Source organism: Streptomyces sp. AMJ-169 (assembly GCF_055597585.1).
This window is the reverse complement of record NZ_JBVLTJ010000005.1, coordinates 90,488-112,882: the sequence shown is the minus strand read 5'-3', so window position 1 is coordinate 112,882 and position 22,395 is coordinate 90,488. Positions and strand designations below refer to the sequence as shown.

Below are 22,395 nucleotides of genomic sequence, written 5' to 3'. Positions count from 1 at the left end.
TGTAGGTGACGGATAAGCCCAGCGGAACCCCTTGTCCGTATAACGATCTCCGATGGTTGATCTTCCGCCGGTATCCGGTTATTCGGCGGGCCTTTTCAGCCGCGCGACGAACTTGTAGCGGTCCCCCCGCCACACCGACCGCACCCACTCCACCGGCTCGCCCCTGAGGTCCAGGGAGTGCCGCGACAGCATCAGCATCGGCAGCCCCACGTCGGTGCCGAGCAGCCCCGCCTCCCGCGGATTGGCCAGCGAGGTCTCGATGGTCTCCTCGGCCTCCGCGAGCCGCACGTCGTACACCTCGGCGAGGGCCTGGTAGAGGGACGCGTACTTGACGAGGGAGCGGCGCAGGGCGGGGAAGCGCTTGGCGCTGAGGTGGGCGGCCTCGATGGCCATCGGCTCGCCGTCGGCCATCCGCAGCCGCTCGACGCGCAGCACCCGGCCGCCGGGCGCGATGTCGAGGAGTTCGGCCAGCCGCTCGTCGGCGGTGACATAGCCGATGTCGAGCAGCTGCGAGGTCGGCTCCAGGCCCTGCGCGTGCATGTCCTCGGTGTACGAGGTGAGCTGGAGGGTCTGCGAGACCTTCGGCTTCGCGACGAACGTCCCCTTGCCCTGGATGCGCTCCAGCCGCCCCTCGACGACCAGCTCCTGGAGGGCCTGGCGGACGGTCGTGCGGGAGGTGTCGAACTCGGCGGCCAGCGTCCGCTCGGGCGGTACCGGGGTGCCGGGCGACTGGGTCCGCACCATGTCGAGCAGATGCTTCTTCAGCCGGTAGTACTTAGGCACGCGCGCGGTACGGACGGTCGCCCCAGCCCCACCCTCGTGCTCCGCACTGCTGACGTCGGTGCTCATGGCCCGCCTTCCCGGCTCACGCGGACCGACCCTCCCGCCGGCCGCAGTTTCACATCGTGACACGGGATCGCGATCGCGGATGCCCGTACGACCGCCTGGGTTTCCCCAGGGGAACGAAAACTCCCGGCCCGCCCTTGACAGCCCCCCTGGTCTGCTCCAAGCTCCCGCCTGCTGGTCTACACCACCCGCGGAAGGGACGCCCCCCGATGACGAACCCGGCGCACGACGCCCTCACCGTCCTCCAGCCCGGCTTCACCGGTACGTCACCCCCCGACTGGCTCCTGCGCCGCCTGGACGAGGGCCTCGCCGCCGTCGGCCTCTTCGCCCGCAACATCACCGGAGCGGCCCAACTCGCCGCCCTCACCGCCCGGTTGCGCGCGGTCCGCCCCGACGTCCTGGTCGCCGTCGACGAGGAGGGCGGCGACGTCACCCGCCTGGAGGCCCGTACGGGTTCCTCGTTCCCCGGCAATCACGCGCTCGGCGCGGTCGACGACGTCCACCTCACCCGCGCGGTCGCCCGTGAACTCGGCCGCCGGCTCGCCGCCTGCGGTGTCAACCTCGACTGGGCGCCCTCCGCCGACGTCAACGCCGACCCCGCCAACCCCGTCATCGGCGTCCGCTCCTTCGGCGCCGACCCCGAGCTGGTCTCCCGGCACACCGCCGCGTACGTGAAGGGCTTGCAGTCGGCCGGGGTGGCGGCGTGCACGAAGCACTTCCCGGGCCACGGGGACACGGCGGTCGACTCCCACCTCGCGCTGCCCCGGATCGACGCCGACGAGAAGTTGCTGGCGGAAAGAGACCTCCCGCCGTTCCGCGCGGCGATCGCATCCGGCACCCGCGCGATCATGACCGCCCACATCCTGACGACCCTCGACGAGTCCCGCCCCGCGACCCTCTCCCCGCGCATCCTGACGGACCTCCTGCGCGGCGAACTCGGCTACGCGGGCCTGATCGTCACCGACGGCATGGAGATGCGGGCGGTGGCCGACAAGTACGGCGTCGAACGGGGCGCGGTCCTGGCGATCGCCGCGGGGGCGGACGCGATCTGTGTGGGCGGCGGGCTCGCGGACGAGGGGACGGTCCTGCGGCTGCGGGACGCGCTGGTGACGGCGGTGCGGGAGGGGGAGCTGGAGGAGGGGCGCCTGGCGGACGCGGCGCGCAGGGTAAGGGAGTTGGGGGAGTGGGCGAAGGGTTTCACCGGGGAGTTGGGCGAGGAGAACGACTCGGTCGGCCTGGAGGCCGCCCGCCGGGCGCTGCGGGTGACGCCGGGGACGTACGGACGGCTGGAGGCGGCGCCGTACGTGGCGGCGTTCACCCCGGTCGCGAACATCGCGGTGGGGGAGGGGACGCCGTGGGGGGTGGCGGCGGAGCTGGCGCGGCTGCTGCCGGGGACGGAGACGGGGAGCTTCACGGGGGCCGACGCCGGGGCGCGGGCACTGGCGGCGGCGGGGGAGCGCCGGATCGTGGCGGTGGTACGGGACGAGCACCGGCACGCGTGGATGGGCGCGGCGCTCGACGTACTGCTGGCGGCCCGCCCGGACACGGTGGTGGTGGAGATGGGGTTGCCGCAGGCGAGGCCGAGGGGGGCGGTGCATGTGGCGACGCACGGGGCGGCGAGGGTGTGCGGGCGGGCGGCGGCGGAGGTGCTGATGGGTTTCTGAGGGGGGCGCTCTTCGGAACTGCGGGGGCCGAGGTGATGAGGCGGCGGCAGCCGCCTTTAAGGGGCGCGGGGAACCGCGCGACCAGCCCCCGCGGCGGGACAGCCCGAAGCCGGACAGTTCCCACCACCCCGAACCGCTAAATCCCCTGCCACCCCGGCTTGTTGACGAACGTGTGCCGGAAGTAGTCCGCCAGCTTCAGCTTGGCCGCCGCCGGCTCGTCCACCACCACCGTCGCGTGCGGGTGCAGTTGCAGCGCCGACGCGGGGCACACCGCGGCGACCGGGCCCTCCACCGTCGCCGCGACGGCGTCCGCCTTGCCCTCCCCGGTGGCGAGCAGCACCAGATGCCGCGCCTCCAGGATCGTCCCGATCCCCTGCGTGATGACGTGGTGCGGGACCTGCTCGATGTCCCCGTCGAAGAACCGCGCGTTGTCGATCCGCGTCTGCTCGGTCAGCGTCTTGATCCGGGTCCGCGAGACGAGCGACGAGCAGGGTTCGTTGAAGCCGATGTGCCCGTCGGTGCCGATCCCGAGGAGCTGGAGGTCCACCCCGCCGGCGGCGGCGAGCACCCGCTCGTACGCGGCGCAGGCCCCCGGTATGTCGCCGGAGGACCCGTCGGGCCCGAGGAACGCGTCCGCCCCGATCCCCAGCGGCTCGAGCACCTCGCGCCGCAGCACGGACCGGTACGACTCGGGATGCCCGGCCGGCAGCCCCACGTACTCGTCGAGCTGCGCGACCCGCGCCCGCGAGACATCGGCGTCACCGGCGCGCACCCGGGCGGCGAGCGCCTGGTAGACCGGCAGCGGCGTGGACCCCGTGGCCACCCCCAGCAGCGCGTCCGGCTTGCCGCGCAGCAGCCGGACCATCGCGTCGGCGATGAGCGCGCCGCCCGCAGCGGCGTCCGGGACGATGACAATTTCCACGCTGGCCTGCCGTTCCGGTCCGCTGAGGTGTGAGGATGACATGTGGTTTAGACCACTCTAATCTAGCCGATGCGTTCCGGCCCAGGGGTGTCCGGCCCCTGTCCGTTTGTTTAACATTCGCTAGGGAATAGCCGTCATGGCACTGGAGCAGACCGTGGAACCTCAGGCCAGACCCCGGGGCAGGCCCCGTTCCTTCGACCGCGAGGCGGCGCTGGAGAAGGCGCTGATGGCGTTCTGGGAGCACGGCTACGAGGCGACGTCGGTCTCCGACCTCACCCGCCTCATGGGCATCGGCGCCCCCAGCCTGTACGCGGCCTTCGGCGACAAGCGGACCCTCTTCGAGGAGGCGGTCCAGGTCTACGGCGGGACGTACGGCGCGTTCGCGGGGCGGGCGCTCGCCGAGGAGCCGACCGCGCGGGACGCCGTCGCCCGGATGCTGCGCGAGGCGGCGCGGGAGTTCACCGCGCCGGGGCTGCCGCACGGCTGCCTCTTCGTCCACGCCGCCACCAACTGCACCACCCCGGAGGTGGGCGAGCGGCTGAAGGGGCGCAGGGAGGCGACCATCGCCACGATCGAGCGCCGCATCCGTACGGACGTCGAGGGCGGGCTGCTCCCGGCGGGCACCGATCCGGCCGCGCTCGCCCGGCTCGCCGCCGCCGTGTTCCAGGGGATGTCGCAGCAGGCGCGGGACGGGGCGGGCCGCGAGGAACTCTCCCGCGTCGCGGAAATTGCCATGACCATCTGGCCCCCCAGGGCAACCCATACAGGTTAGGCTGCGTCAAAGATGCCAGGGCGTCCTTCTTACGGCGTTCGCCGTGCGGCGCACAGACCTTCATCTCCACGTGTACTTCCGTCTTCCCCGCACAGGAGGGCGGACCGAGGAACCGGTGCTCTCTGCCCTGACTGCCCCGGCTCCTCACCTTTCGGCCGATCGGGACCGCACACCCCGCGGCCGGGATTGCTCCGGGCTGCGGTGCCGCGAGGGTTGAGGGTCCCTCCAGGCGCCGCGGCCCGCGGGTGTTCCAGGGCCCTTTCGACCGACCCGGGGGCGCTCCGATGACGGCATCCGGGCGTCGGGTTTCGGCCAGCCACAAACCGGCGGGTACGCTCGCTTCCGTGCCCTCCATGAACGAACTGGTCCGCCAGCACACCGCCCTCGGCGACTCCGACCTGGAGTGGCTGCACCTGCTGGTGTCGGAGTGGCAGCTGCTCTCCGACCTGTCCTTCGCCGACCTGGTCCTGTGGGTCCCGACGAGCGACGGCACGCGATACGTCTCGGTGGCGCAGATGCGCCCCAACACCGGGCCCACCTCCTACCAGGACGACATGGTCGGCCACCTGGTTCCGCGCGGCCGGCGCCCGCTGCTCGACGTCGCGCTCGACGAGGGCCGCATCGTCCGCGAGGGCGACCCGGAGTGGCGCGAGGAGGTCCCCGTACGGGTCGAGTCGATCCCCGTCCGCCGTGAGGGCCGCGTCCTCGGGGTCATCGCCCGCAACACCAACCTGCTGACCGTACGCACCCCGAGCCGGCTCGAACTCACGTACCTGCAAAGCGCGTCGGACCTCGCGCAGATGATCGCGGCGGGCGCGTTCCCGTTCGCCGGGCAGCAGATGGACATGGACGCCGCCCCGCGCGTCGGCGACGGGCTGATCCGCCTCGACGCCGACGGCATCGTCCAGTACGCCTCCCCCAACGCCCTCTCCGCCTACCACCGGATGGGCCTCGCCTCCGACCTCGTCGGGCACAACCTGGGGCTGACGACGGCCGAACTCGCGCCCACCCGGGGGCCGGTGGACGAGGCGCTGGCCAAGGTCGCCAGCGGCTGGGCGCCGCGCGAGTTCGAGATCGAGGCCAACGACGGGGTGATCCAGTTCCGCGCGATCCCCCTCAAGCCCAAGGGCACCCGCATCGGTTCGCTCGTCCTGCTCCGGGACGTCACCGAACTGCGCCGCCGCGAGCGGGAGTTGATCACCAAGGACGCGACCATCCGGGAGATCCACCACCGGGTGAAGAACAACCTCCAGACGGTGGCCGCCCTGTTGCGGCTCCAGGCCCGGCGGATCGAGTCCGAGCGGGGGCGCGAGGCGCTGGAGGAGGCCGTGCGGCGGGTGGGGTCGATCGCCATCGTCCACGAGACGCTGTCCCAGAACCTGGACGAGCGGGTGGAGTTCGACGAGATCGCCGACCGCGTCCTCGCGATGGTCGCCGAGATCTCCCCGGGCAAGGTGACCGCCCGGCGCACCGGACGCTTCGGCATCCTCGACGCCGAGGTCGCCACCCCGCTGTCCATGGTCCTCACCGAGATCCTCCAGAACGCCCTCGAACACGGCTTCCGCGAGGGGGAGTCGGGGACGGTCGAGGTGACGGCGGTGCGCGGCGGGACGACGAAGGAGGGGCGGCTGCTCGTCACCGTCCAGGACGACGGCGTCGGACTGCCCGAGGGGTTCGACCCGCACACCTCCGGCAACCTTGGCTTGCAGATCGTACGGACGCTGGTGGAAGGGGAGTTGGGGGGAGCGTTCGACATGGTGGCCGGGCCGGAGGGGGGGACTCAGGTGATCCTCGACGTTCCGGTGCGGGCGCAGAAGTAGCCGGGCGGTCGGAGCGCCGGGCACAGCAAAGAGCCCCGGACCAGGTGGTCCAGGGCTAGTGCTCCCTGCTGCTGTACTCGTGCATGCGGTGCAAGCTGTACTGAGCGCATTCGGGGGTACTGCGCGCTGCGGCTCGGGGAGGCGGGAGTTGCGTACCCGCTGTACGCGCCGCCTACCTCTGGCTGGCTGCGGGGCGGACGGGTCAGGCGGAGGCCTGACGGGCCCGGTTGCGGGCGGCGCGGCGCTTCATGGCACGACGCTCGTCCTCGCTGAGACCACCCCAGACGCCGGAGTCCTGGCCGGACTCGAGCGCCCACTGAAGACACTGCTCCATCACCGGGCAGCGTCGGCAGACGGCCTTGGCTTCCTCGATCTGCAGCAGCGCAGGACCGGTGTTGCCGATGGGGAAGAAGAGCTCGGGGTCTTCCTCGCGGCAAACGGCGTTGTGACGCCAGTCCATGGCTGCTACCTCTCCTTGGTGTTACGTGCCTGTTGCTTGTGAATGTGAACGCTTTCACGAATCCCTCAACAAGGGAAGGGCCGCCAGCCAGTTGTCGCTGGCGAGGTCCTGGTGTTTGAAGAGGGGTTCCGGTGATCAGTGGATGCCGGTGTTGCGGGCTGTCCCGATCGCCACGTAGAGACTCGCAAACCTCAGCGGCGGATACAACCCCTTCTGGAAAGTTTTTTTTGATTCCTCGGTGTCGACTAGGTCACAGCCGTACTTCCATGGGGTGGATGCTGGCCTAAACGTTCGAGTGAAAGGACTTCAGCCTTTTCTGCTCACACAATCACACGCAGTGCACGGCGTACGCCTGTGAACGTCACGCTGGTCCGCAGTCCGAGGTGGTCTCCGTCCATCTGGAGCGGCAGCGGCACCTTCGAATGCAAGGTGAACCCGTCGAGATCATGGAGCGACAGCGCGTGCCTGCCCTGGGGGCCTTTGTCGGGGGACGAAAGGAGCAACTGGGTCGCATACCGGGCAAGCGCGGGGGTCGAGAGCCGGCTGAGTCCGAGCACGTCGAGGCCGGTATCGAACGAGGCCTTAGGCGACGCGTACACCGGGCGATTGCCCAGATAGGTCCATGGAGAGGTGTTGCAGACTATGGACAGCACCAAATCGGTCACGGGTTCTTCGCCGGGCTGTTCCAGAGTGATCGTTCCGTGCCGCCGATGCGGATCTCCGAAAAACTGACGGAACGCCTGTTGTACGTAAAGAGCATGTGTGGATTTCCGTCCACGTTCCCGGTGTTGCTCGACTCTCCCTACGACACCGGCGTCAAAACCGAGTCCCGCGTTGAACGTGAACCACCGTGAGGGCACCGCCTCGTCCTCGGTGCCCGGGGTGCCGGCCGCGAGCCCGAGGCCCACGGTCCGCTCGGTGCCCTTGCGCAGCGCGTCCAGGAGGGCGCCGGTGGCCTCGACGGGGTCGTTCGGCAGTCCCAGGGCGCGCGCGAAGACGTTCGTGGACCCGCCGGGCACGACCGCCAGCAGCGGGATCCGGTCCGGGTCGGGCCCGTCGTGCAGCAGCCCGTTGACGACCTCGTTGATCGTCCCGTCCCCGCCGAGCGCCACCACCAGGTCGATGTCGCTGCTCTGCGCGGCCTGCCGTCCGAGGTCCCGGGCGTGCCCCCGGTACTCCGTCGTCACCGCCTCCAGCTTCATCTCGCTGGCCAGTGCGTGGATCAGCACGTCTCGGGTGCGCGCACTCGTCGTCGTCGCCGCCGGGTTGACCACAAGAAGTGCACGCATGGATTGCAGCGTACCTACCTGGGGGTACCCGGCACAGGCCGAGCCCGGGGAAGGGGTGGGAGATCACGCCGTGACCCTCGACACGGAGGGGGCGGGAGGGGGCAGGGGGGTGGTGCCGGGGGTGCGGGAGGTGCGGAGGGGGGCCGGGGGCGTGGTGGGGGCTCGGCGGGGTGCGGGGGCCGGGGTGGCGGCCGGTGAACGCGCCGCGCGCTTCCGCACGCCCGCCGAGGGGGTGTACGGGGGGTGTGGTGGGGGCTTCTCCGGTGGCTCGCCGGCGTTGCTGCGGGCGCCGCTCCGGTGGCTGGCCGGTGTTGCCGCGGGCGCTGCTCCGGTGCTGCTGCGGGCGTCTCACCGATGGCTCCCCGGTGCTGCCGTGGGCGGCTCCGCGGTGGCCGATACGCTCTAGGGGTGAGCAGTGAGCAGACCCCTGGTGGAGCGGCGGCGGCCGAGAGTGCTGGACCCCGGCCGCGGCGGCTGACGTACGCCGCCGCGCTGGCCGGGGTGGAAGGGGCCGCGCTTCTCGTGGGCGGGGCGTGGATGCTCGTCACCGGGATCGGCGGGGACGCGGGGGACCGGCAGGGGGCCGTCACCGGCGGGGTCACCCTCGTCGTGCTCGCGCTGCTGCCGCTGATCGCCGCGCGGGGGCTGCTGGGCCGGCGCGGCTGGAGCCGGGGGCCCGCGATCGTCACGCAGATCATGGCGCTGCCGGTCGCCTACAACCTGCTCCAGGCCGACAGCGTCGCCATCCCGGCCGGCATCGCCCTGGGCGTCGTCGCCGTCGTCTCGCTGGTCCTGCTGGTCAACGGGGAGACCACGAAGGCGCTGGGGATCCGGACGCCCGGGTCGCGGGGCGACGGGGAGCAGTCCTAAAAACGCCGCCGCCGGGTGCGCTCCGGTCCGAGCGCGCCCCGGCGAGTCGGTCGTCGCACCTCTTACTCCTCCACCAGCAGCTTCTCCCGCAGCTGGGCGAGGGTGCGGGCCAGCAGACGCGAGACGTGCATCTGGGAGATGCCGACCTCCTGCGCGATCTGCGACTGGGTCATGTTGCCGAAGAAGCGCAGCAGGAGGATGCGCTTCTCGCGCGGCGGGAGGTCCTCCAGCAGCGGCTTCAGGGACTCTCTGTACTCCACGCCCTCCAGCGCCTCGTCCTCGGCGCCGAGGGTGTCGGCGACCGCCGGGGACTCGTCGTCCGTGTCGGGGACGTCCAGGGAGAGCGTCGAGTACGCGTTGGCCGACTCCAGGCCCTCCAGGACCTCCTCCTCCGAGATGGCGAGTTTCTCCGCCAGCTCGTGGACGGTGGGGGAGCGGCCGTGCTGCTGGGAGAGTTCCGCCGTCGCCGTGGTGAGCGACAGGCGCAGCTCCTGGAGGCGGCGCGGCACCCGGACCGCCCAGCCCTTGTCGCGGAAATGGCGCTTGATCTCGCCGACCACCGTGGGGGTGGCGTAGGTCGAGAACTCGACGCCGCGCTCGGGGTCGAAGCGGTCCACCGACTTGATGAGGCCGATGGTGGCGACCTGGGTCAGGTCGTCCAGCGGCTCGCCCCGGTTGCGGAAGCGGCGGGCGAGGTGCTCCACGAGCGGCAGATGCATCCGCACCAGCTTGTTGCGCAGCTCCGCGTACTCGGGACTGCCGTCCGGGAGCTTGCGCAGCTCGACGAACAGCGCCCGCGCCTCGCTGCGGTCCGTCTGGTCGCGAGGTTCGTGCTGGGTGCCCTGGGTGCTCACCGCGCCCTGGTGGTCGTCTCGCTCGTGCTCGCTCATCGCCTCGCCCGTTGCCCTACGCCTCGCTGTCGCACCGCCCCGGCCCTGCCCGTCGCCTTGGAGGGCGGCTCCCGGGGAGTCGTCCTCCGGATGCGGCCGGGCCTGCTCGGGGATGCCGTCGATGCCGTCCGGCAGATGCCGGCCGCCGTCCGCGGAGAGCTCCTCCGCCGCCGGCAGCCGCGCGCCGCGCTCATCGCCTCGCACTGGCCCGTCCCCGTCCCTCACGCCGGACCGGGGCCCGCGCCGCGTTGTTTGTACAGGCTGATCGAGACGGTCTTGTCGTCGTCGACGGCGGACGACACCTTGCCCGCGAGCGCGGACAGCACGGTCCACGCGAACGTGTCCCGCGAGGGCGCGTGCCCGTCCGTCGTCGGCGCCGAGACGGTCACCTCCAGCGAGTCGTCCACGAGCCGGAACACGCATGTCAGCACCGAACCGGCGACGGCCTGCTGGAGCAGGATCGCGCACGCCTCGTCCACCGCGATGCGCAGGTCCTCGATCTCGTCCAGGGTGAAGTCCAAACGGGCCGCGAGACCGGCTGTGGCCGTACGCAGCACCGACAGGTAGGCACCCGCGGCCGGCAGCCGGACTTCCACGAAGTCCTGGGACATGGGCTCGCCTGCGATCTGGGACACCCTCACCTCCAAGGTGGTACAAGCTTTACGGGGCCGAGGGTCGCCCCCCGGAAGTAAACGCGACGCGTGATACAGCGGTGACGCTATCGCGGTCATCCGCGTCCTGTCCCAGGACCCCGACCCCCATGCTGTCACTCACAGTAAAGCTCCGGACACGCTCCGTGTCTAGGGGGTCTGCGGGCCCAAATCGGAAGAGCGCGCGCCGGGTTGACGTACCCCGGCGTCAGACGGTCGAACCGTACCCGGTCCTGATCACTCAGGCGTGGTCACACGAGCACATGATCGACGAAACACCAGCGCCAGTCCTCGCCGGGCTCGAACGTCCGCATCACCGGATGGCCCGACATCTCATGGTGCCTCGTCGCGTGCCGTCCTGGGGAGGTGTCGCAGCAGCCGACATGGCCGCACGTCAGACACAGCCGCAGCTGCACCGGGTGGGTGCCGTCCCGCAGGCACTCCGGACACGTCTCGCTCAGCGGGGCGGGGTCCGGGTGCGGCAGCGCGTCGGCGTGCGTGCACTGTTTCATGATTGCCAGGTTACGACGGCCGCGACGGCGACCGCGTGGAAAACCTGTGAGCGAGGACGAGGGTGGGCCGGACATGGATGTGATGCCGCTGCTGTTGCTGGTGGCGGGCAGCGCCGCGATCGCCGCGGGCGCCCGGCGCACGCCGGTGCCGGCGCCCCTGCTGCTGGTCGCCGTCGGCCTGGTGGTCAGCTATGTGCCCGGGGTCCCGGACTACGCCCTCCAGCCCGAGGTCGTCCTGCCGCTGCTGCTGCCCCCGCTGCTGTACACCTCCGCCACCGACAGCTCGTATCTGGACCTGCGCGCCCAGCTGCGGCCCGTGGCGATGCTGTCGGTCGGGTACGTCCTCTTCGCGACCTTCGCGGTCGGCTGGGCCGTCTACGAACTGGTCCCGGACATGCCGCTGACCGCCGCGCTCGTCCTCGGGGCGGTCGTCGCCCCGCCGGACGCCGTCGCCGCCACGGCCGTCGCCCGCAAGGTCGGGCTGCCCTCCCGGATCACGACGATCCTCCAGGGCGAGTCCCTCCTGAACGACGCCACCGCGATCACCGCCTACAAGGTCGCCGTCGCCGCGGCCGTCGGCGAGGGCGCCTCCTGGGCGGGCGGGGTCGGCGAGTTCCTGCTGGCGGCGGTCGGCGGCACGGCCGTCGGCCTGGTCCTCATGGCCCCCCTGCACTGGCTGCGCACCCGCCTGAAGGAACCCCTCCTCCAGAACACGCTCTCCCTGCTGATCCCCTTCGTCGCCTACTCGGTCGCCGAGCAGTTCCACGCCTCCGGGGTCATCGCGGTCGTGGTCGTCGCCCTGTACCTCGGCCACCGCGCGTGGGAGGTCGACTTCGCCACCCGCCTCCAGGAGGAGGCCGTCTGGAAGATGGTCGCCTTCGTCCTCGAATCCGCCGTCTTCGCCCTCATCGGCCTCCAACTGCCCGTCGTCCTCAAGGGACTTCGCGCCTACGACGCCGTCGACGCCGCCTGGTACGCCGTCGCCGTCTTCCTCCTGGTCGTCGCCGCCCGCTTCCTGTGGGTGTTCCCGGCGACCTTCCTGCCCAGAGCGCTGTCGGCCCGGATCAGGGAGCGCGAGGAGGACCCGACCTGGCGGGGGCCTGTCGTCATCGGCTGGGCCGGCATGCGGGGCGTCGTCTCGCTCGCCATCGCCTTCTCCGTGCCGCTCACCCTGCACCACAGCGACGAGCCCTTCCCGCAGCGCGACCTGGTGCTGTTCTTGACCTTCACGACCGTCATCGGGACCCTCGTCCTCCAGGGGCTCACGCTGCCGCCGCTGATCCGGCTGCTGAAGTTCCCCGCCGCGGACGCCTCGGCCGCCACCCTCGCCGAGGCCAACGCGCAGGCGCAGGCGTCCCGGGTCGCCGAGGAACGCCTCGACACGCTCCTGGAGGACGAGCGCAACGCCCTCCCGCCCCCGCTCGCCGACCGCCTCCGCTCGGTCCTGGAACGCCGCCGCAACGCCGTCTGGGAGCGCCTGGGCCAGACCAACCCGGTCACCGGGGAGTCCGTCGACGACACCTACCGGCGGCTGTCCAGGGACATGATCAGCGCCGAGCGGGAGATGTTCGTGCGGCTGCGGGACGGGCGGTACATCGACGACGAGATGCTGCGGACGCTCCTGCGGCGACTGGATCTGGAGGAAGCGGCTGCCTATAGGGAGGCCGAATAAGACAGAAACGGTCAGCGACGACCTAGGGGGCGCTTCCCGGTCAGAAAGGTGCACCCGTGATCACGGCGGCGATCGTCGTCCCCTCGGGGAACGCTCCCTCCTCCGTCAGCTTCACCACCGCGTACAGCAACTTCGCCACATACAGCCGCTCCACCCCGAGCCCGTGCCGCTCCTCGAAGTCCCGCGCGAACGCCTCCAGTTCAGGGGTCGTACGGGCGTACCCGCCGAAGTGGAACCGCCCGTCCAGCGCCCAGTTCCCGTACACCTTCCCGAACGCCGTTCGCTGGAGCGACCGTATGTCGCGCTCCAGGAAATCGCCCTTGAGGACAGGGACGCCCAGCGCCCGCTGTCCCGGGGCGAGGCCCGCCGAGAGGCCGGCCAGGGTGCCGCCGGTGCCGCACGCGATCGCGGTCACGTCGGCGCCGGCCAGCTCCTCACCCAGGGCCCGGCAGCCGCGTACCGCCGCCGCGTTGCTGCCGCCCTCGGGGACGACGTACGCGTCCTCCGCGTCGGCCGCGCGCAGCAGGGCCGACAACGTGTTCGGGTCGGACTTGCGGCGGTAGGTCGCGCGGTCGGTGAAGTGCAGGCGCATGCCGTCGGCCGCGCAGCGGGCCAGGGAGGGGTTCAGGGGGCGGGCGGCCAGTTCGTCGCCGCGGACCACGCCGACCGTCTCCAGGCCCAGCAGCCGGCCCGCCGCGGCCGTCGCGCGCAGGTGGCTGGAGTAGGCGCCGCCGAACGTGACCAGTGAACGCCCTTGCGCCGCCTGGAGGTTGGGGTGAAGTTTGCGCCACTTGTTGCCGATGAGATCGGGGTGCAGAAGGTCGTCGCGCTTGAGCAGCAGGCGTACCCCGCGGCGGGCGAGACGGGGGTCGGCGGCCTCCTGGAGGGGCGACGGGAGGCGGGCCTGGAGCTGCTCGGCGGTCACGGATCCCATTGTCGAACATCGTTCGGCGAAACGTCACTGTTCCCATCAATACGATGATCCATTCCCGCTCTTTCGGGTAATACCCATGGCCGGTTCTGTGGGTGAAGCTTGCCCCCGAGATCAGTGCCCGGGGCGAGTGCGCCGGGCATGACTGGGAGGGCAATTCCTTATGTCGGTAGGCGAAGAGGTCCGCTCCGAGGACAGTCGGCCGCAGCAGAGCCTTGGTACGGCCGCCGCGCGGAACCTGGCCACGACCACCAAGTCCGTGCCCCAGATGCAGGAGATCAGCTCCCGCTGGCTGCTGCGCACCCTGCCGTGGGTCGACGTCCAGGGCGGCACGTACCGGGTGAACCGGCGGCTGACCTACACGGTCGGCGACGGCCGCATCACGTTCGTCAAGACCGGAGACCGGGTCGAGGTGATCCCCGCCGAACTCGGCGAACTGCCCGCACTGCGCGGCTATGAGGACGAGGAGGCCCTCACGGCGCTCGCCTCGCGGGCCCGCCAGCGCGAGATCGCCGCCGGAGAGGTCATCGCCTCCTTCGGCAGCCCCAACGACCACGTCTACCTGCTGGCCCACGGCCGCGTCGAGAAGGTCGGCACCGGACCCTACGGCGACGACCAGGTCCTCGGCGTCCTCGCCGACGGCGCCTACTTCGGCGACCAGGCGCTCCTGGACGCCGACGCCATCTGGGAGTACACCGCCCGCGCGGCCACCGCCTGCACCGTCCTGACCCTCACCCGGCAGGACTTCGAGCAGATCACCGCCGTCGCCGACTCCCTGCGCGACCACCTCCAGGAACTGCGCGCGGCGCCCGAGCAGTCCACCAACAAGTACGGCGAACGCGCCGTCGACCTGGCCGCCGGCCACTCCGGCGAACCGGACATCCCGCACACCTTCGTCGACTACGACGCCCGCCCCCGCGAGTACGAGCTGAGCATCGCCCAGACCGTGCTGCGCATCCACACCCGCGTCGCCGACCTCTACAACAAGCCCATGAACCAGACCGAGCAGCAGCTGCGGCTCACGGTCGAGGCGCTCAAGGAACGCCAGGAGCACGAACTCGTCAACAACCGCGAGTTCGGCCTCCTCCACAACTGCGAGTACGACCAGCGCATCCAGCCCCACGACGGCGTCCCCAGCCCCGACGACATGGACGAACTGCTCAGCCGGCGCCGCTCCACCAAGCTGTTCCTCGCCCACCCGCGCGCGATCGCCGCGTTCGGCCGCGAGCTCAACAAGCGCGGACTCGTCCCCGAGAGCGTCGACGTCGGCGGCAACCGCATCCCCACCTGGCGCGGCGTGCCCATCTACCCGTGCAACAAGATCCCGGTCACCGAGGCCCGCACCAGCTCCATCATCGCCATGCGGCTCGGCGAGGACGACCAGGGCGTCATTGGCCTCCGCCAGTCCGGCATCCCGGACGAGATCGAGCCGAGCCTGTCCGTGCGCTTCATGGGCATCAACGAGCAGGCCATCATCAAGTACCTCGTCACCGCCTACTACTCGGCCGCGGTGCTCGTCCCCGACGCCCTCGGCGTCCTGGAGAACGTCGAGGTCGGACGGTGGTGACCCGGCCGGCCGGCGCCCGGGTGACCCGTTGACGACCTGGGTACGGGAGACGCCCGTGGACGACGCGGAAGTCATCCTGGACCGGGCGCGCGGCACCGTCGACCCCGAACTGCGGGCCGCCGTCGGCCAGTTGCCCCCGGGGATGCGGCGCGCCGCGCGCTACCACTTCGGCTGGGAACACGCCGACGGCACCCCCGCCGACGGCAACGCGGGCAAGGCCGTGCGCCCCGCCCTCGTCCTGGCCGCCGCCTGCGCCCTGGGCGGCGCCCCGGCCCGCGCGTCCGCCGTGCGGGCCGCGGCGGCCGTCGAACTGGTCCACAACTTCACGCTGCTGCACGACGACGTGATGGACCGCGACCCCACCCGGCGCCACCGGCCCACCGCGTGGACCGTGTTCGGCGACCCCGACGCGATCCTCGCCGGGGACGCCGTCCAGGCGCTCGCCCTGAAGCTGCTCGCCCAGGACCCGCACCCCGCGTCCCGGGCAGCCGCCGTACGGCTCACCGACTGCGTCATCGAGCTGTGCGAGGGGCAGCACACCGACACCGCCCTGGAGTCCCGTGACCCCAGGGAGGTCGGTCTCGGCGAGGTCCTGCGCATGGCCGAGGCCAAGACGGGCGCCCTCATCGGGTGCGCGTGCGCGCTGGGCGGGCTCTACGCGGGGGCCGGGCCCGAGGAGGTCGCGGCACTGGACTCCTTCGGCCGCCAGGCGGGCCTCGCCTTCCAGCTGATCGACGACATCATCGGGATATGGGGCGACCCCCTCCACACGGGCAAGCCCGCGGGCGCCGACCTCGCCGCCCGCAAGAAGTCCCTGCCGGTCGTGGCCGCCCTGACCTCCGGCCACCCGGCCGCCGCCGAACTCGCCGATCTGTACGCCGTCCCGTACGCCGGCGAGGACCTGGAGCGTACGGCGCTGCTGGTCGAGCGGGCCGGGGGGCGGGACTGGGCGCAGGCCGAGGCGGCCGACCGGATGGCCCGCGCGGTGTCCGAACTGGCCCGCGCGGTACCGGATCCCGAGGAGGCGGGGGCGCTGCTGGCGCTGGCGGAGTTCGTGACGCGGCGCAGCAGCTGAGCGGGGCCGCTTGAGAAGGGGGGCCGGACGGCGGGTCCCGCACATCCCCACGGTGTGCGGGGCCCGCTCAGGGGTGCCGTTTAGGGTGGGGCCATGCCGTCGTACATAGTCCATCTCACCGAACGGTCCCTCTGGGAGGGCGCTCGCGAGGCCGGGGCCTATACCTGGTCGACGCGGGGGCGCACGCTTCAGGACGAGGGGTTCATCCACTGTTCGACGCGGGCGCAGCTGGCCGCGACGGCTGCCCGTGTGTATGGCGGTGAGGCTGCCGATCTGGTCGTGCTCGTCATCGATCCGGAGCTGCTGGGGGTGCCGCTCGAGTGGGAGGCGCCGAAGCCCGGGGCCGAGGAGTTCCCGCACGTCTATGGGCCGATCCCGGTGGCAGCGGTCGTCGATGTAGAGGCATTTAAAGCGCTTTAGGTCGACTTAAAGCGCTTTAAGTCGGTCGCTCCATGAACCGCAGCAGATTCCCCGCCGGATCGCGCAGGGCGCAGTCGCGGACGCCGTAGGGCTGGTCGGCGGGGTCCTGGAGGAGGTCGTGGCCGGCGGCGCGGACGCGGTCGGCGAGGGCGTCGACGTCGGGGGTCGCGAAGATGACGCCGCGCAGGAGGCCCTTGGCGAGGAGGCGGTTCAGGGCCTCCTTGTCGGCCGGAGAGGCGTCGGGGCTGGCGTCCGGGGGTTCCAGGACGAGGGAGACGTCCGGCTGGAGCGGGGAGCCGACGGTCAGCCAGCGCATGCCCTCGTAGGAGACGTCCGCGCGGACCTCGAGGCCGAGGACGTCGACGTAGAAGCGCAGCGCCTTGTCGTGGTCGTCCACGGCGAGGAAGCACTGGTGGAGTTTCACATCCATGGCGGTCACCTTAGGCGGCGGCGCGGGCGGGTGTGGACGCGCGCCACGCAGGGCGGGATGGCCGCGCTCTCCTCGTGCGGGCGGGCCCGGTAGGCGCTCGGGGTCTCGCCGACCAGCTCGGTGAACCGGGCGCTGAACGAGCCGAGCGAGGTGCAGCCGACGGCCATGCAGACCTCGGTCACCGACAGGTCCCCGCGCCGCAGCAGCGCCTTGGCCCGCTCGACGCGGCGGGTCATGAGATAGGCGTACGGGGTCTCGCCGTACGCCTCCTTGAAGCTGCGCTGGAAGTGGCCCGGGGACATCAGGGCGGTCGCGGCGAGCGCGGGGACGTCCAGGGGGCCGGCGTACTCGCGGTCCACGCGGTCGCGGGCGTGCCGCAGGCGGACCAGGTCCTCGACGCTCACCATGTCCGCCAGGATGGCACGGTTTCCCTTCACTCTCCTGGGTGAGGCTTTGCCCGGGGTCAACCCGGGGTTGGCCTGTCCTTGTTTGCATAAAGGAATGGACCACATCACGTTCCTGGTGGCGGTCGTCATCGTCACGGCGCTGGCGTTCGACTTCACCAACGGTTTCCACGACACGGCGAACGCGATGGCCACGTCCATCGCGACCGGCGCGCTCGGCCCCCGTACGGCCGTCCTGATCAGCGGCGTCCTGAACGTCGTCGGCGCCTTCCTGTCGACGGAGGTCGCCAGGACGATCTCCGGGGGGATCGTCGACGACACGCTCGTCACGCCCGGCATGATCTTCGCCGGTCTGGTCGGGGCGATCCTGTGGAATCTGGCGACCTGGCTGGTCGGGCTGCCCTCCAGTTCCTCGCACGCGCTCTTCGGCGGGCTGATCGGCGCGGTCTGGGTGGGCGCGGGCTCGCACGGGGTGCACTTCGGCAAGGTCGTCGAGAAGATCCTGATCCCGGCGGTCGCCTCGCCGGTCGTCGCCGGGGTCGCGGCGCTGGTGGCGACGTACCTCGCCTACCGGCTCACCGCGCGGGCCCGGCAGCGGCCCGTCGAGAAGGGCTTCCGGTTCGGGCAGATCGCCTCCGCGTCCCTGGTCTCCCTCGCGCACGGCACGAACGACGCGCAGAAGACCATGGGCGTCATCACGCTGACCCTGATCTCGGCGGGCGCCCTCGGGCACGACGCGGGGCCGCCGGTGTGGGTCATCGCGGCGGCGGGGCTCGCGATCGGGCTCGGCACGTACATCGGGGGCTGGCGGATCATCCGGACGATGGGCAAGGGGCTCACCGAGATCCGGTCGCCGCAGGGGTTCGCGGCGGAGACGGCGTCCACGACGGTGATCCTCACCTCCGCGCACCTCGGCTTCGCGCTGTCCACCACGCAGGTCGCGTCGGGCTCGATCCTCGGCGCGGGGCTCGGGCGCAGGCTCGCGGAGGTCCGCTGGGGGGTGGCAGGACGGATGGTCGTCGCCTGGCTGGTCACGCTGCCGGCGGCGGCGCTGGTCGGCGGGCTCGCGGCGAGCGCGGTCACGCACGGCGGGGACTTCGGTACGGCCGTCGTCGCGCTGATCGGCGTCGCGGTCGCGGGCGGGATCGTCCTGCTGTCGCGCCGTAACCCTGTTCACGCGAGCAACGTGAACGACGCCCATGAGGTCAGCCTCCGCAGCGAGCCGCCGGCCCACGTCGGCACGGCCGCCTGAGCAGCAGGGAGTTCACGATGAGCTTGAACTGGAGCGCGCTGGGCCAGGTGGCCGGCGTCAGCCTCGGAGTGACCGTCGCGGTGGTCGTCGTCTTCAGCTTCGGGGTGCTGGGGCTGGCGCGGGGGCCGGAGGAGGGGGGTGCGCGGGCGCTCGGCCGGGTGCAGGCGGGGGTGTGCTTCCTCGCGTGCGCGGCGGTGGTGGTGTACGGGATCTATCTGATCGTGCCGCAGTTCCACTGAGCACGTTCTTACGGAGCTGGCCGGGTCTCTCGGGGCCCGGCCCTGCCGATTTCCACTGGACGGTGACGGCCCGCCCGCCGCATCATGCGGCCATGATCCGAGCCGCCACCGCCCATGACATCCCCGAGATCCGCGCGATGATCCGCGAACTCGCCGACTACGAGAAGGCGGTGGAGCAGGCCCGCGTGACCGAGGAACAACTCCGCGACGCTCTTTTCGGCCCGCATCCGGCGGCATACGTGCTGATCGCGGAGGACGCGGCGGGAGCGGTGGTGGGATACGCCCTCTGGTTCCACCGCTATTCGACGTGGACCGGTGTCCGGGGTATGCACCTTGAGGACCTGTACGTCCGCCCCTCCGCGCGCGGCGGCGGTCATGGCAGGGCGCTGCTGTCCGAGTTGGCAGGGGTGTGTGTCCGTGAGGGGTTCGAGCGGTGCGAGTGGTGGGTGCTCGACTGGAACGCGCCCGCGATCGGGTTCTACGAGTCGGTGGGGGCGCGGATCCTGGACCAGTGGAAGGTGTGCCGGGTCGACGGGGAGGCGCTGGCTAGGCTGGCGGCGGGGTGTGAGACCTCGCTGGGGTGAATGCCCCGGCGCGAACGGCGAAGGGGCCCGGCAGAGTTGATGGCGGGGCCCCTTCATGCGTCTCGGTAATCTGGGGCGTTGGGGTGGTGGTTTCGATCGGGATCGACGGCGACTTCACCAGAGCATTGACCACGGCTGGGTCGCAGGGCTCACTGTCCGTTCTCTCGCCAACCTGACCCTGTCCTGTGTCGGACTCCGAGCTGAAAACCTGGAGGGCCAGCCGCCCTGGTGAGTCCTCTGGAGCTTGGCGCAATGCCTGGAGGGAAGACGGCACGGGTGCTAAGGCCTTGGAGACTGGACTCGGACTGGTCTGTCCCTCCTGACATGGCTCCGGATCATCCGCAGAGGAAAAGACTCCAGCCAAAGGCTAGGCCTACATCGCTGGACCGCCGAGCGTGTCATGGCCTGGCACGCTGGCCGCTGTCAACGTTGCTATGACCGTAAAGCCATTCACTTCCTCCTCCGCACCCTCATCTGTCACAGCAAAATTACTAAATAATATGGCTTGTTAAGTAGGATTACCTCTAGACAATCCGGAGCCCCTTGGTAACCTCGGGAAAGTGAGCGGCTTCGTTTGAAACGCCGATGGAACTCTACTGCCAAAATATTCTGACCTCCTTGTGTCATGCTTCAATTTTCTGCGAAGTGACGCCATGGAGATTCCGATGAATGCGGCAGTGGTAACGGCGTGTGCAAGTATTCTGATTGCCGTCATGGCCTACTGGATGAATCATCAGGGAGAGATTCGAAGGTATCAGAGGGAAGCTCGAATCGACCGGGTGAGCAGTCAGCTGAAAGATCTATATGGACCGCTTCTCGTTCTTGCGGAGACAAATGAGCAGGCGTGGGTCGAGTACCGCAGGCATTACATTCTGCCGATCGGTATGCTGCCGGCGGATTCCCCTCTTCCGCAGTCGGAGGAGTTGCGGTGGCGCACATGGGTGGAGTCGGTTTTCGCCCCGAGGGCGCAGAAGATGTGTGAGATCATCACCGCCCGAGGGGATCTGATCATCGGGGGAGAAATGCCGCCCGTGGTTCTGAAATTTTGTGCGCACGCAGCCACCTACGACGCTCTTCTGGCGAACTGGGACGAAGCTGGCCCAAGTAAATCTACTCTGATTCGCCATCCAGGTAGCAGATTCCTGTCTTATGTCCGCGAGTCGTACGGATCACTCAAGGCGGAACAGGCACTTCTGCTCAATGCGGTGCGCACAGAAAGCTGATACGAATTCGGCTGATCAGTATGCCGACCAAAACGGAAGGAGACTGTCATAAAGCTGTTTCTGAGCTGGTCCGGAGAGCGTTCCAGAGAGGCTGCTGAAGCTCTGAGGGCTTGGCTGCCGGATGTCCTTCAATATGTCAATCCCTGGCTATCCAGCTTGGATATTTCCGCAGGGAAGCGAGGGATCCGGGAGATCACTGACGAGCTTTCGGAGGCAAATTTCGGGATCGTCTGTATAACGCCAGAAAATCAAAGATCTACGTGGGTCAACTTTGAGGCTGGGGCTCTTTCTAAGGAGATAGAGGAGGGCTATGTCGTCCCATTCCTGATCGGCATGAAAATTACCGATCTCATTAGCCCTCTTAGTCAGTTCCAGGCCGTCATTGGAGACAGTAGGGATGATGTGCAGAAGCTTCTCTTCGATATCAACAATGCATCGAGGAGTTTTACGGTCCCGCGTGAAAGAGTGGAGCGAGCTTTTCAGAGAAGTTGGCCTGAATTCGAGAGCAAAATGAAAGGTATCGCTGTACCGAATGGAAATAATTTGACGGTCCAGCGATCCGAAGCTGATATGACGGAAGAGATCCTTCTCATTGCTCGTCAGCTCGATCACCGTATGGGGGAGATCGAGCGATATTCGCTACGGGCGGATGGGGTACCGAGGCGACCGTCTCGGGAGATTCACCGGATCAGTGAAGAGAAGTTCATTGCGTCGTCGTTCGCAAAGATCGGCTGGGAGGCCGTCAGTTCCTCTTGGGAGGGTGATAGCGTGGTAATTTCCACACAGGGCTCAGGCGAGTCCTCGCAGTCGATTTCGCGTGAGTTCGTCGAGGGACTCGCCAAATCCTTGGGGCGGGATGTAGTGGTGTTAGGGGAAGCCGGGAAGACGATTATGCGTAGCAGCCTTCCCTAACCCCTTCATCTGCCTTTATGGCCGAAAGGTACCTTGGCTGGAATCGGCATATCCTCGCCCTTCCTTAAACGTCGAAGGCGCAATTCTCCAGAATTTTCCGGATCAACCCATGCGTTCCATGCCTTGATGTAGATTGCCACTTGGTCCCGCATGTCCATCCTGCGCCTGGAACCACGCTTCTGCGTATCTTTCGGCACCTCTCGTAGAGCGAGCCGAGCATCGCCAGGATCCAGGCTCGCGCCTGACTTGAGACCCGATACCCACTCGTCGATATCTATGGCGGGAGCCACTTCAGTGGTCAAAAAGAACCCGACCGCCACTGCTGTCTGGCTTGCGAACAGGTGCTTGGAAAGCTCACGACCATTGGCTGCCGCTTCCTCGTACCTGATTTTATCCTTGCTGTATGCGGCTAGGATTCGATCATTCGACACTTGTGCCCGAGCGCCGCTCCAGGGCTCGTTCGGCATCTCCTTGTAGAGAGTCACGTGGCGGATAGTGGAAGAGAGCAGCGTCCGGTACTTCGCACCGGTCGAAAACAGCGTATCCGCTCCACTCCGACGCTTTGTGGTGTCGAGAGCCGGGAAAACGTCTTTTGGTAACCCGCTGAAAACGAGCATCTTTGCGGAGGTGTCTGCTTCGATAATCGCGGAGAGGCGATGCTGACCATCGATAAGTGTGTCGGTATCGTCAAAGGCGATTCCCTGGTGTGTAAACTTCCATTCGTTGCGGAGGATGGCGTCAGCTAGAACTCTCACGTAACTCTTGTCTAGTCTTCTATTTACCGAAGTTCGAGACATGTAAGTTTTGGCGAGATCAGGTGTTACAGTAATAATTTGCCAGGTGAGATTCCCTTCCGAGGGTCCTGGCTCTGAATTTTCGATAGTCATTCGTTCATCGTAAGGTGTCGGTGTCTAGGCTGTGCGCGTTTGATCGAAAGTGATCAGTTTTAGCCGAAGAGGTTGTCTGGAAAATGCGAGTCATGTACTTGCGG

Annotated in this window: 25 protein-coding genes; 14 read left to right on the top strand and 11 right to left on the bottom strand. The window is 69.2% G+C overall.

Going from position 1 to position 22,395, the window contains the following annotated elements; genetic code table 11:
• Positions 1-78: 78 nt before the first annotated feature.
• Complete coding sequence (locus ACYUD3_RS13825; protein WP_470968754.1) at positions 79-849, bottom strand: GntR family transcriptional regulator; 771 nt, start codon at positions 847-849, stop codon at positions 79-81.
• 206 nt (positions 850-1,055) lie between these two features.
• On the opposite strand from ACYUD3_RS13825, the gene ACYUD3_RS13820 reads away from it, so the two are divergent.
• The gene (locus ACYUD3_RS13820; RefSeq protein ID WP_470968752.1) at positions 1,056-2,510 is read left to right on the top strand and encodes a glycoside hydrolase family 3 protein; all 1,455 of its coding nucleotides are present in this window, start codon (positions 1,056-1,058) and stop codon (positions 2,508-2,510) included.
• 136 nt (positions 2,511-2,646) lie between these two features.
• Here the strand turns inward: ACYUD3_RS13820 and nagB are convergent, their stop codons facing one another.
• Positions 2,647-3,432 carry a glucosamine-6-phosphate deaminase gene (gene nagB, locus ACYUD3_RS13815; protein WP_470969754.1) on the bottom strand — a complete coding sequence of 262 codons (786 nt, stop codon included), beginning with the start codon at positions 3,430-3,432 and terminating at the stop codon, positions 2,647-2,649.
• Positions 3,433-3,568: 136 nt separating this feature from the next.
• Between nagB and ACYUD3_RS13810 the strand changes: the two genes are divergently transcribed.
• Together ACYUD3_RS13810 and ACYUD3_RS13805 are read left to right on the top strand one after the other, a co-directional pair.
• Positions 3,569-4,204, top strand: coding sequence for a TetR/AcrR family transcriptional regulator (locus ACYUD3_RS13810; RefSeq protein ID WP_470968749.1), 636 nt, complete (start codon positions 3,569-3,571; stop codon positions 4,202-4,204).
• A gap of 353 nt (positions 4,205-4,557) precedes the next feature.
• The gene (locus tag ACYUD3_RS13805) at positions 4,558-6,024 is read left to right on the top strand and encodes a sensor histidine kinase (RefSeq protein ID WP_470969751.1); all 1,467 of its coding nucleotides are present in this window, start codon (positions 4,558-4,560) and stop codon (positions 6,022-6,024) included.
• A 202-nt stretch (positions 6,025-6,226) separates the two neighbouring features.
• Here the strand turns inward: ACYUD3_RS13805 and ACYUD3_RS13800 are convergent, their stop codons facing one another.
• Together ACYUD3_RS13800 and ACYUD3_RS13795 are read right to left on the bottom strand one after the other, a co-directional pair.
• Positions 6,227-6,484, bottom strand: a complete 258-nt coding sequence (locus tag ACYUD3_RS13800; protein WP_016639615.1) for a WhiB family transcriptional regulator — start codon at positions 6,482-6,484, stop codon at positions 6,227-6,229.
• A 320-nt stretch (positions 6,485-6,804) separates the two neighbouring features.
• Positions 6,805-7,773, bottom strand: coding sequence for a diacylglycerol/lipid kinase family protein (locus tag ACYUD3_RS13795; protein WP_470968746.1), 969 nt, complete (start codon positions 7,771-7,773; stop codon positions 6,805-6,807).
• Positions 7,774-7,843: 70 nt separating this feature from the next.
• On the opposite strand from ACYUD3_RS13795, the gene ACYUD3_RS13790 reads away from it, so the two are divergent.
• Positions 7,844-8,179: a hypothetical protein gene (locus ACYUD3_RS13790; protein ID WP_470968743.1), complete on the top strand. Its 336-nt coding sequence runs from the start codon at positions 7,844-7,846 to the stop codon at positions 8,177-8,179.
• Positions 8,180-8,181: 2 nt separating this feature from the next.
• Positions 8,182-8,643: a hypothetical protein gene (locus tag ACYUD3_RS13785; RefSeq protein WP_470968740.1), complete on the top strand. Its 462-nt coding sequence runs from the start codon at positions 8,182-8,184 to the stop codon at positions 8,641-8,643.
• A gap of 62 nt (positions 8,644-8,705) precedes the next feature.
• On the opposite strand, the gene ACYUD3_RS13780 is transcribed toward ACYUD3_RS13785, so the two are convergent.
• The 3 genes from ACYUD3_RS13780 to ACYUD3_RS13770 all read right to left on the bottom strand — a co-directional run bounded on the left by ACYUD3_RS13780 (position 8,706) and on the right by ACYUD3_RS13770 (position 10,695).
• Positions 8,706-9,737: an RNA polymerase sigma factor SigF gene (locus ACYUD3_RS13780; protein WP_470968737.1), complete on the bottom strand. Its 1,032-nt coding sequence runs from the start codon at positions 9,735-9,737 to the stop codon at positions 8,706-8,708.
• A gap of 17 nt (positions 9,738-9,754) precedes the next feature.
• A complete protein-coding gene (locus tag ACYUD3_RS13775; protein ID WP_470968734.1) occupies positions 9,755-10,168 on the bottom strand; it encodes an ATP-binding protein in 414 nt (137 codons plus the stop codon).
• Between the two features lie 266 nt (positions 10,169-10,434).
• Complete coding sequence (locus tag ACYUD3_RS13770; RefSeq protein WP_470968731.1) at positions 10,435-10,695, bottom strand: UBP-type zinc finger domain-containing protein; 261 nt, start codon at positions 10,693-10,695, stop codon at positions 10,435-10,437.
• A gap of 73 nt (positions 10,696-10,768) precedes the next feature.
• Here ACYUD3_RS13770 and ACYUD3_RS13765 point away from each other — a divergent pair, with 73 nt between their 5' ends.
• Positions 10,769-12,367, top strand: coding sequence for a Na+/H+ antiporter (locus ACYUD3_RS13765; protein ID WP_470969748.1), 1,599 nt, complete (start codon positions 10,769-10,771; stop codon positions 12,365-12,367).
• Between the two features lie 40 nt (positions 12,368-12,407).
• Here the strand turns inward: ACYUD3_RS13765 and ACYUD3_RS13760 are convergent, their stop codons facing one another.
• Positions 12,408-13,292, bottom strand: coding sequence for a 1-aminocyclopropane-1-carboxylate deaminase/D-cysteine desulfhydrase (locus tag ACYUD3_RS13760; RefSeq protein WP_470968729.1), 885 nt, complete (start codon positions 13,290-13,292; stop codon positions 12,408-12,410).
• A gap of 169 nt (positions 13,293-13,461) precedes the next feature.
• Between ACYUD3_RS13760 and ACYUD3_RS13755 the strand changes: the two genes are divergently transcribed.
• From ACYUD3_RS13755 to ACYUD3_RS13745, 3 genes are all read left to right on the top strand, one after another.
• Positions 13,462-14,865, top strand: coding sequence for a family 2B encapsulin nanocompartment shell protein (locus tag ACYUD3_RS13755; RefSeq protein ID WP_470968726.1), 1,404 nt, complete (start codon positions 13,462-13,464; stop codon positions 14,863-14,865).
• 28 nt (positions 14,866-14,893) lie between these two features.
• Positions 14,894-15,940: a family 2 encapsulin nanocompartment cargo protein polyprenyl transferase gene (locus ACYUD3_RS13750; protein WP_470968723.1), complete on the top strand. Its 1,047-nt coding sequence runs from the start codon at positions 14,894-14,896 to the stop codon at positions 15,938-15,940.
• Between the two features lie 93 nt (positions 15,941-16,033).
• On the top strand, positions 16,034-16,360 hold the full coding sequence (locus tag ACYUD3_RS13745) for a DUF952 domain-containing protein (RefSeq protein WP_470968720.1): 327 nt from the start codon (positions 16,034-16,036) through the stop codon (positions 16,358-16,360).
• Positions 16,361-16,376: 16 nt separating this feature from the next.
• Here ACYUD3_RS13745 and ACYUD3_RS13740 read toward each other — a convergent pair whose 3' ends face one another.
• Together ACYUD3_RS13740 and ACYUD3_RS13735 are read right to left on the bottom strand one after the other, a co-directional pair.
• A complete protein-coding gene (locus ACYUD3_RS13740; protein WP_470968718.1) occupies positions 16,377-16,790 on the bottom strand; it encodes a VOC family protein in 414 nt (137 codons plus the stop codon).
• A 5-nt stretch (positions 16,791-16,795) separates the two neighbouring features.
• Positions 16,796-17,197: a helix-turn-helix transcriptional regulator gene (locus ACYUD3_RS13735; RefSeq protein WP_470968715.1), complete on the bottom strand. Its 402-nt coding sequence runs from the start codon at positions 17,195-17,197 to the stop codon at positions 16,796-16,798.
• A 94-nt stretch (positions 17,198-17,291) separates the two neighbouring features.
• On the opposite strand from ACYUD3_RS13735, the gene ACYUD3_RS13730 reads away from it, so the two are divergent.
• The 5 genes from ACYUD3_RS13730 to ACYUD3_RS13710 all read left to right on the top strand — a co-directional run bounded on the left by ACYUD3_RS13730 (position 17,292) and on the right by ACYUD3_RS13710 (position 21,404).
• Complete coding sequence (locus ACYUD3_RS13730) at positions 17,292-18,446, top strand: inorganic phosphate transporter (protein WP_470968713.1); 1,155 nt, start codon at positions 17,292-17,294, stop codon at positions 18,444-18,446.
• 17 nt (positions 18,447-18,463) lie between these two features.
• Positions 18,464-18,685 (top strand): hypothetical protein, encoded by a 222-nt coding sequence (locus ACYUD3_RS13725; protein WP_470968710.1) that lies wholly within the window; start codon positions 18,464-18,466, stop codon positions 18,683-18,685.
• A 92-nt stretch (positions 18,686-18,777) separates the two neighbouring features.
• Positions 18,778-19,269 carry a GNAT family N-acetyltransferase gene (locus ACYUD3_RS13720; protein ID WP_470968708.1) on the top strand — a complete coding sequence of 164 codons (492 nt, stop codon included), beginning with the start codon at positions 18,778-18,780 and terminating at the stop codon, positions 19,267-19,269.
• A gap of 653 nt (positions 19,270-19,922) precedes the next feature.
• A complete protein-coding gene (locus ACYUD3_RS13715; protein ID WP_470968705.1) occupies positions 19,923-20,492 on the top strand; it encodes a hypothetical protein in 570 nt (189 codons plus the stop codon).
• A 48-nt stretch (positions 20,493-20,540) separates the two neighbouring features.
• Positions 20,541-21,404, top strand: coding sequence for a toll/interleukin-1 receptor domain-containing protein (locus ACYUD3_RS13710; RefSeq protein ID WP_470969746.1), 864 nt, complete (start codon positions 20,541-20,543; stop codon positions 21,402-21,404).
• 5 nt (positions 21,405-21,409) lie between these two features.
• Here ACYUD3_RS13710 and ACYUD3_RS13705 read toward each other — a convergent pair whose 3' ends face one another.
• Positions 21,410-22,291 carry a hypothetical protein gene (locus tag ACYUD3_RS13705; RefSeq protein ID WP_470968703.1) on the bottom strand — a complete coding sequence of 294 codons (882 nt, stop codon included), beginning with the start codon at positions 22,289-22,291 and terminating at the stop codon, positions 21,410-21,412.
• Positions 22,292-22,395 lie beyond the last annotated feature (104 nt).

Coding starts and splice junctions, on each gene's coding strand:
- ACYUD3_RS13765 (WP_470969748.1), top strand. CDS start 10,769: ATGGATGTGATGCCGCTGCTGTTGCTGGTGGCGGGCAGCGCCGCGATC.
- ACYUD3_RS13745 (WP_470968720.1), top strand. CDS start 16,034: ATGCCGTCGTACATAGTCCATCTCACCGAACGGTCCCTCTGGGAGGGC.
- ACYUD3_RS13755 (WP_470968726.1), top strand. CDS start 13,462: ATGTCGGTAGGCGAAGAGGTCCGCTCCGAGGACAGTCGGCCGCAGCAG.
- ACYUD3_RS13725 (WP_470968710.1), top strand. CDS start 18,464: ATGAGCTTGAACTGGAGCGCGCTGGGCCAGGTGGCCGGCGTCAGCCTC.
- ACYUD3_RS13770 (WP_470968731.1), bottom strand. CDS start 10,695: ATGAAACAGTGCACGCACGCCGACGCGCTGCCGCACCCGGACCCCGCC.
- ACYUD3_RS13740 (WP_470968718.1), bottom strand. CDS start 16,790: ATGGATGTGAAACTCCACCAGTGCTTCCTCGCCGTGGACGACCACGAC.
- ACYUD3_RS13705 (WP_470968703.1), bottom strand. CDS start 22,291: ATGACTATCGAAAATTCAGAGCCAGGACCCTCGGAAGGGAATCTCACC.
- ACYUD3_RS13715 (WP_470968705.1), top strand. CDS start 19,923: ATGGAGATTCCGATGAATGCGGCAGTGGTAACGGCGTGTGCAAGTATT.
- ACYUD3_RS13720 (WP_470968708.1), top strand. CDS start 18,778: ATGATCCGAGCCGCCACCGCCCATGACATCCCCGAGATCCGCGCGATG.
- ACYUD3_RS13800 (WP_016639615.1), bottom strand. CDS start 6,484: ATGGACTGGCGTCACAACGCCGTTTGCCGCGAGGAAGACCCCGAGCTC.
- ACYUD3_RS13795 (WP_470968746.1), bottom strand. CDS start 7,773: ATGCGTGCACTTCTTGTGGTCAACCCGGCGGCGACGACGACGAGTGCG.
- ACYUD3_RS13735 (WP_470968715.1), bottom strand. CDS start 17,197: ATGGTGAGCGTCGAGGACCTGGTCCGCCTGCGGCACGCCCGCGACCGC.
- ACYUD3_RS13825 (WP_470968754.1), bottom strand. CDS start 849: ATGAGCACCGACGTCAGCAGTGCGGAGCACGAGGGTGGGGCTGGGGCG.
- ACYUD3_RS13810 (WP_470968749.1), top strand. CDS start 3,569: ATGGCACTGGAGCAGACCGTGGAACCTCAGGCCAGACCCCGGGGCAGG.
- ACYUD3_RS13805 (WP_470969751.1), top strand. CDS start 4,558: ATGAACGAACTGGTCCGCCAGCACACCGCCCTCGGCGACTCCGACCTG.
- ACYUD3_RS13820 (WP_470968752.1), top strand. CDS start 1,056: ATGACGAACCCGGCGCACGACGCCCTCACCGTCCTCCAGCCCGGCTTC.
- ACYUD3_RS13730 (WP_470968713.1), top strand. CDS start 17,292: ATGGACCACATCACGTTCCTGGTGGCGGTCGTCATCGTCACGGCGCTG.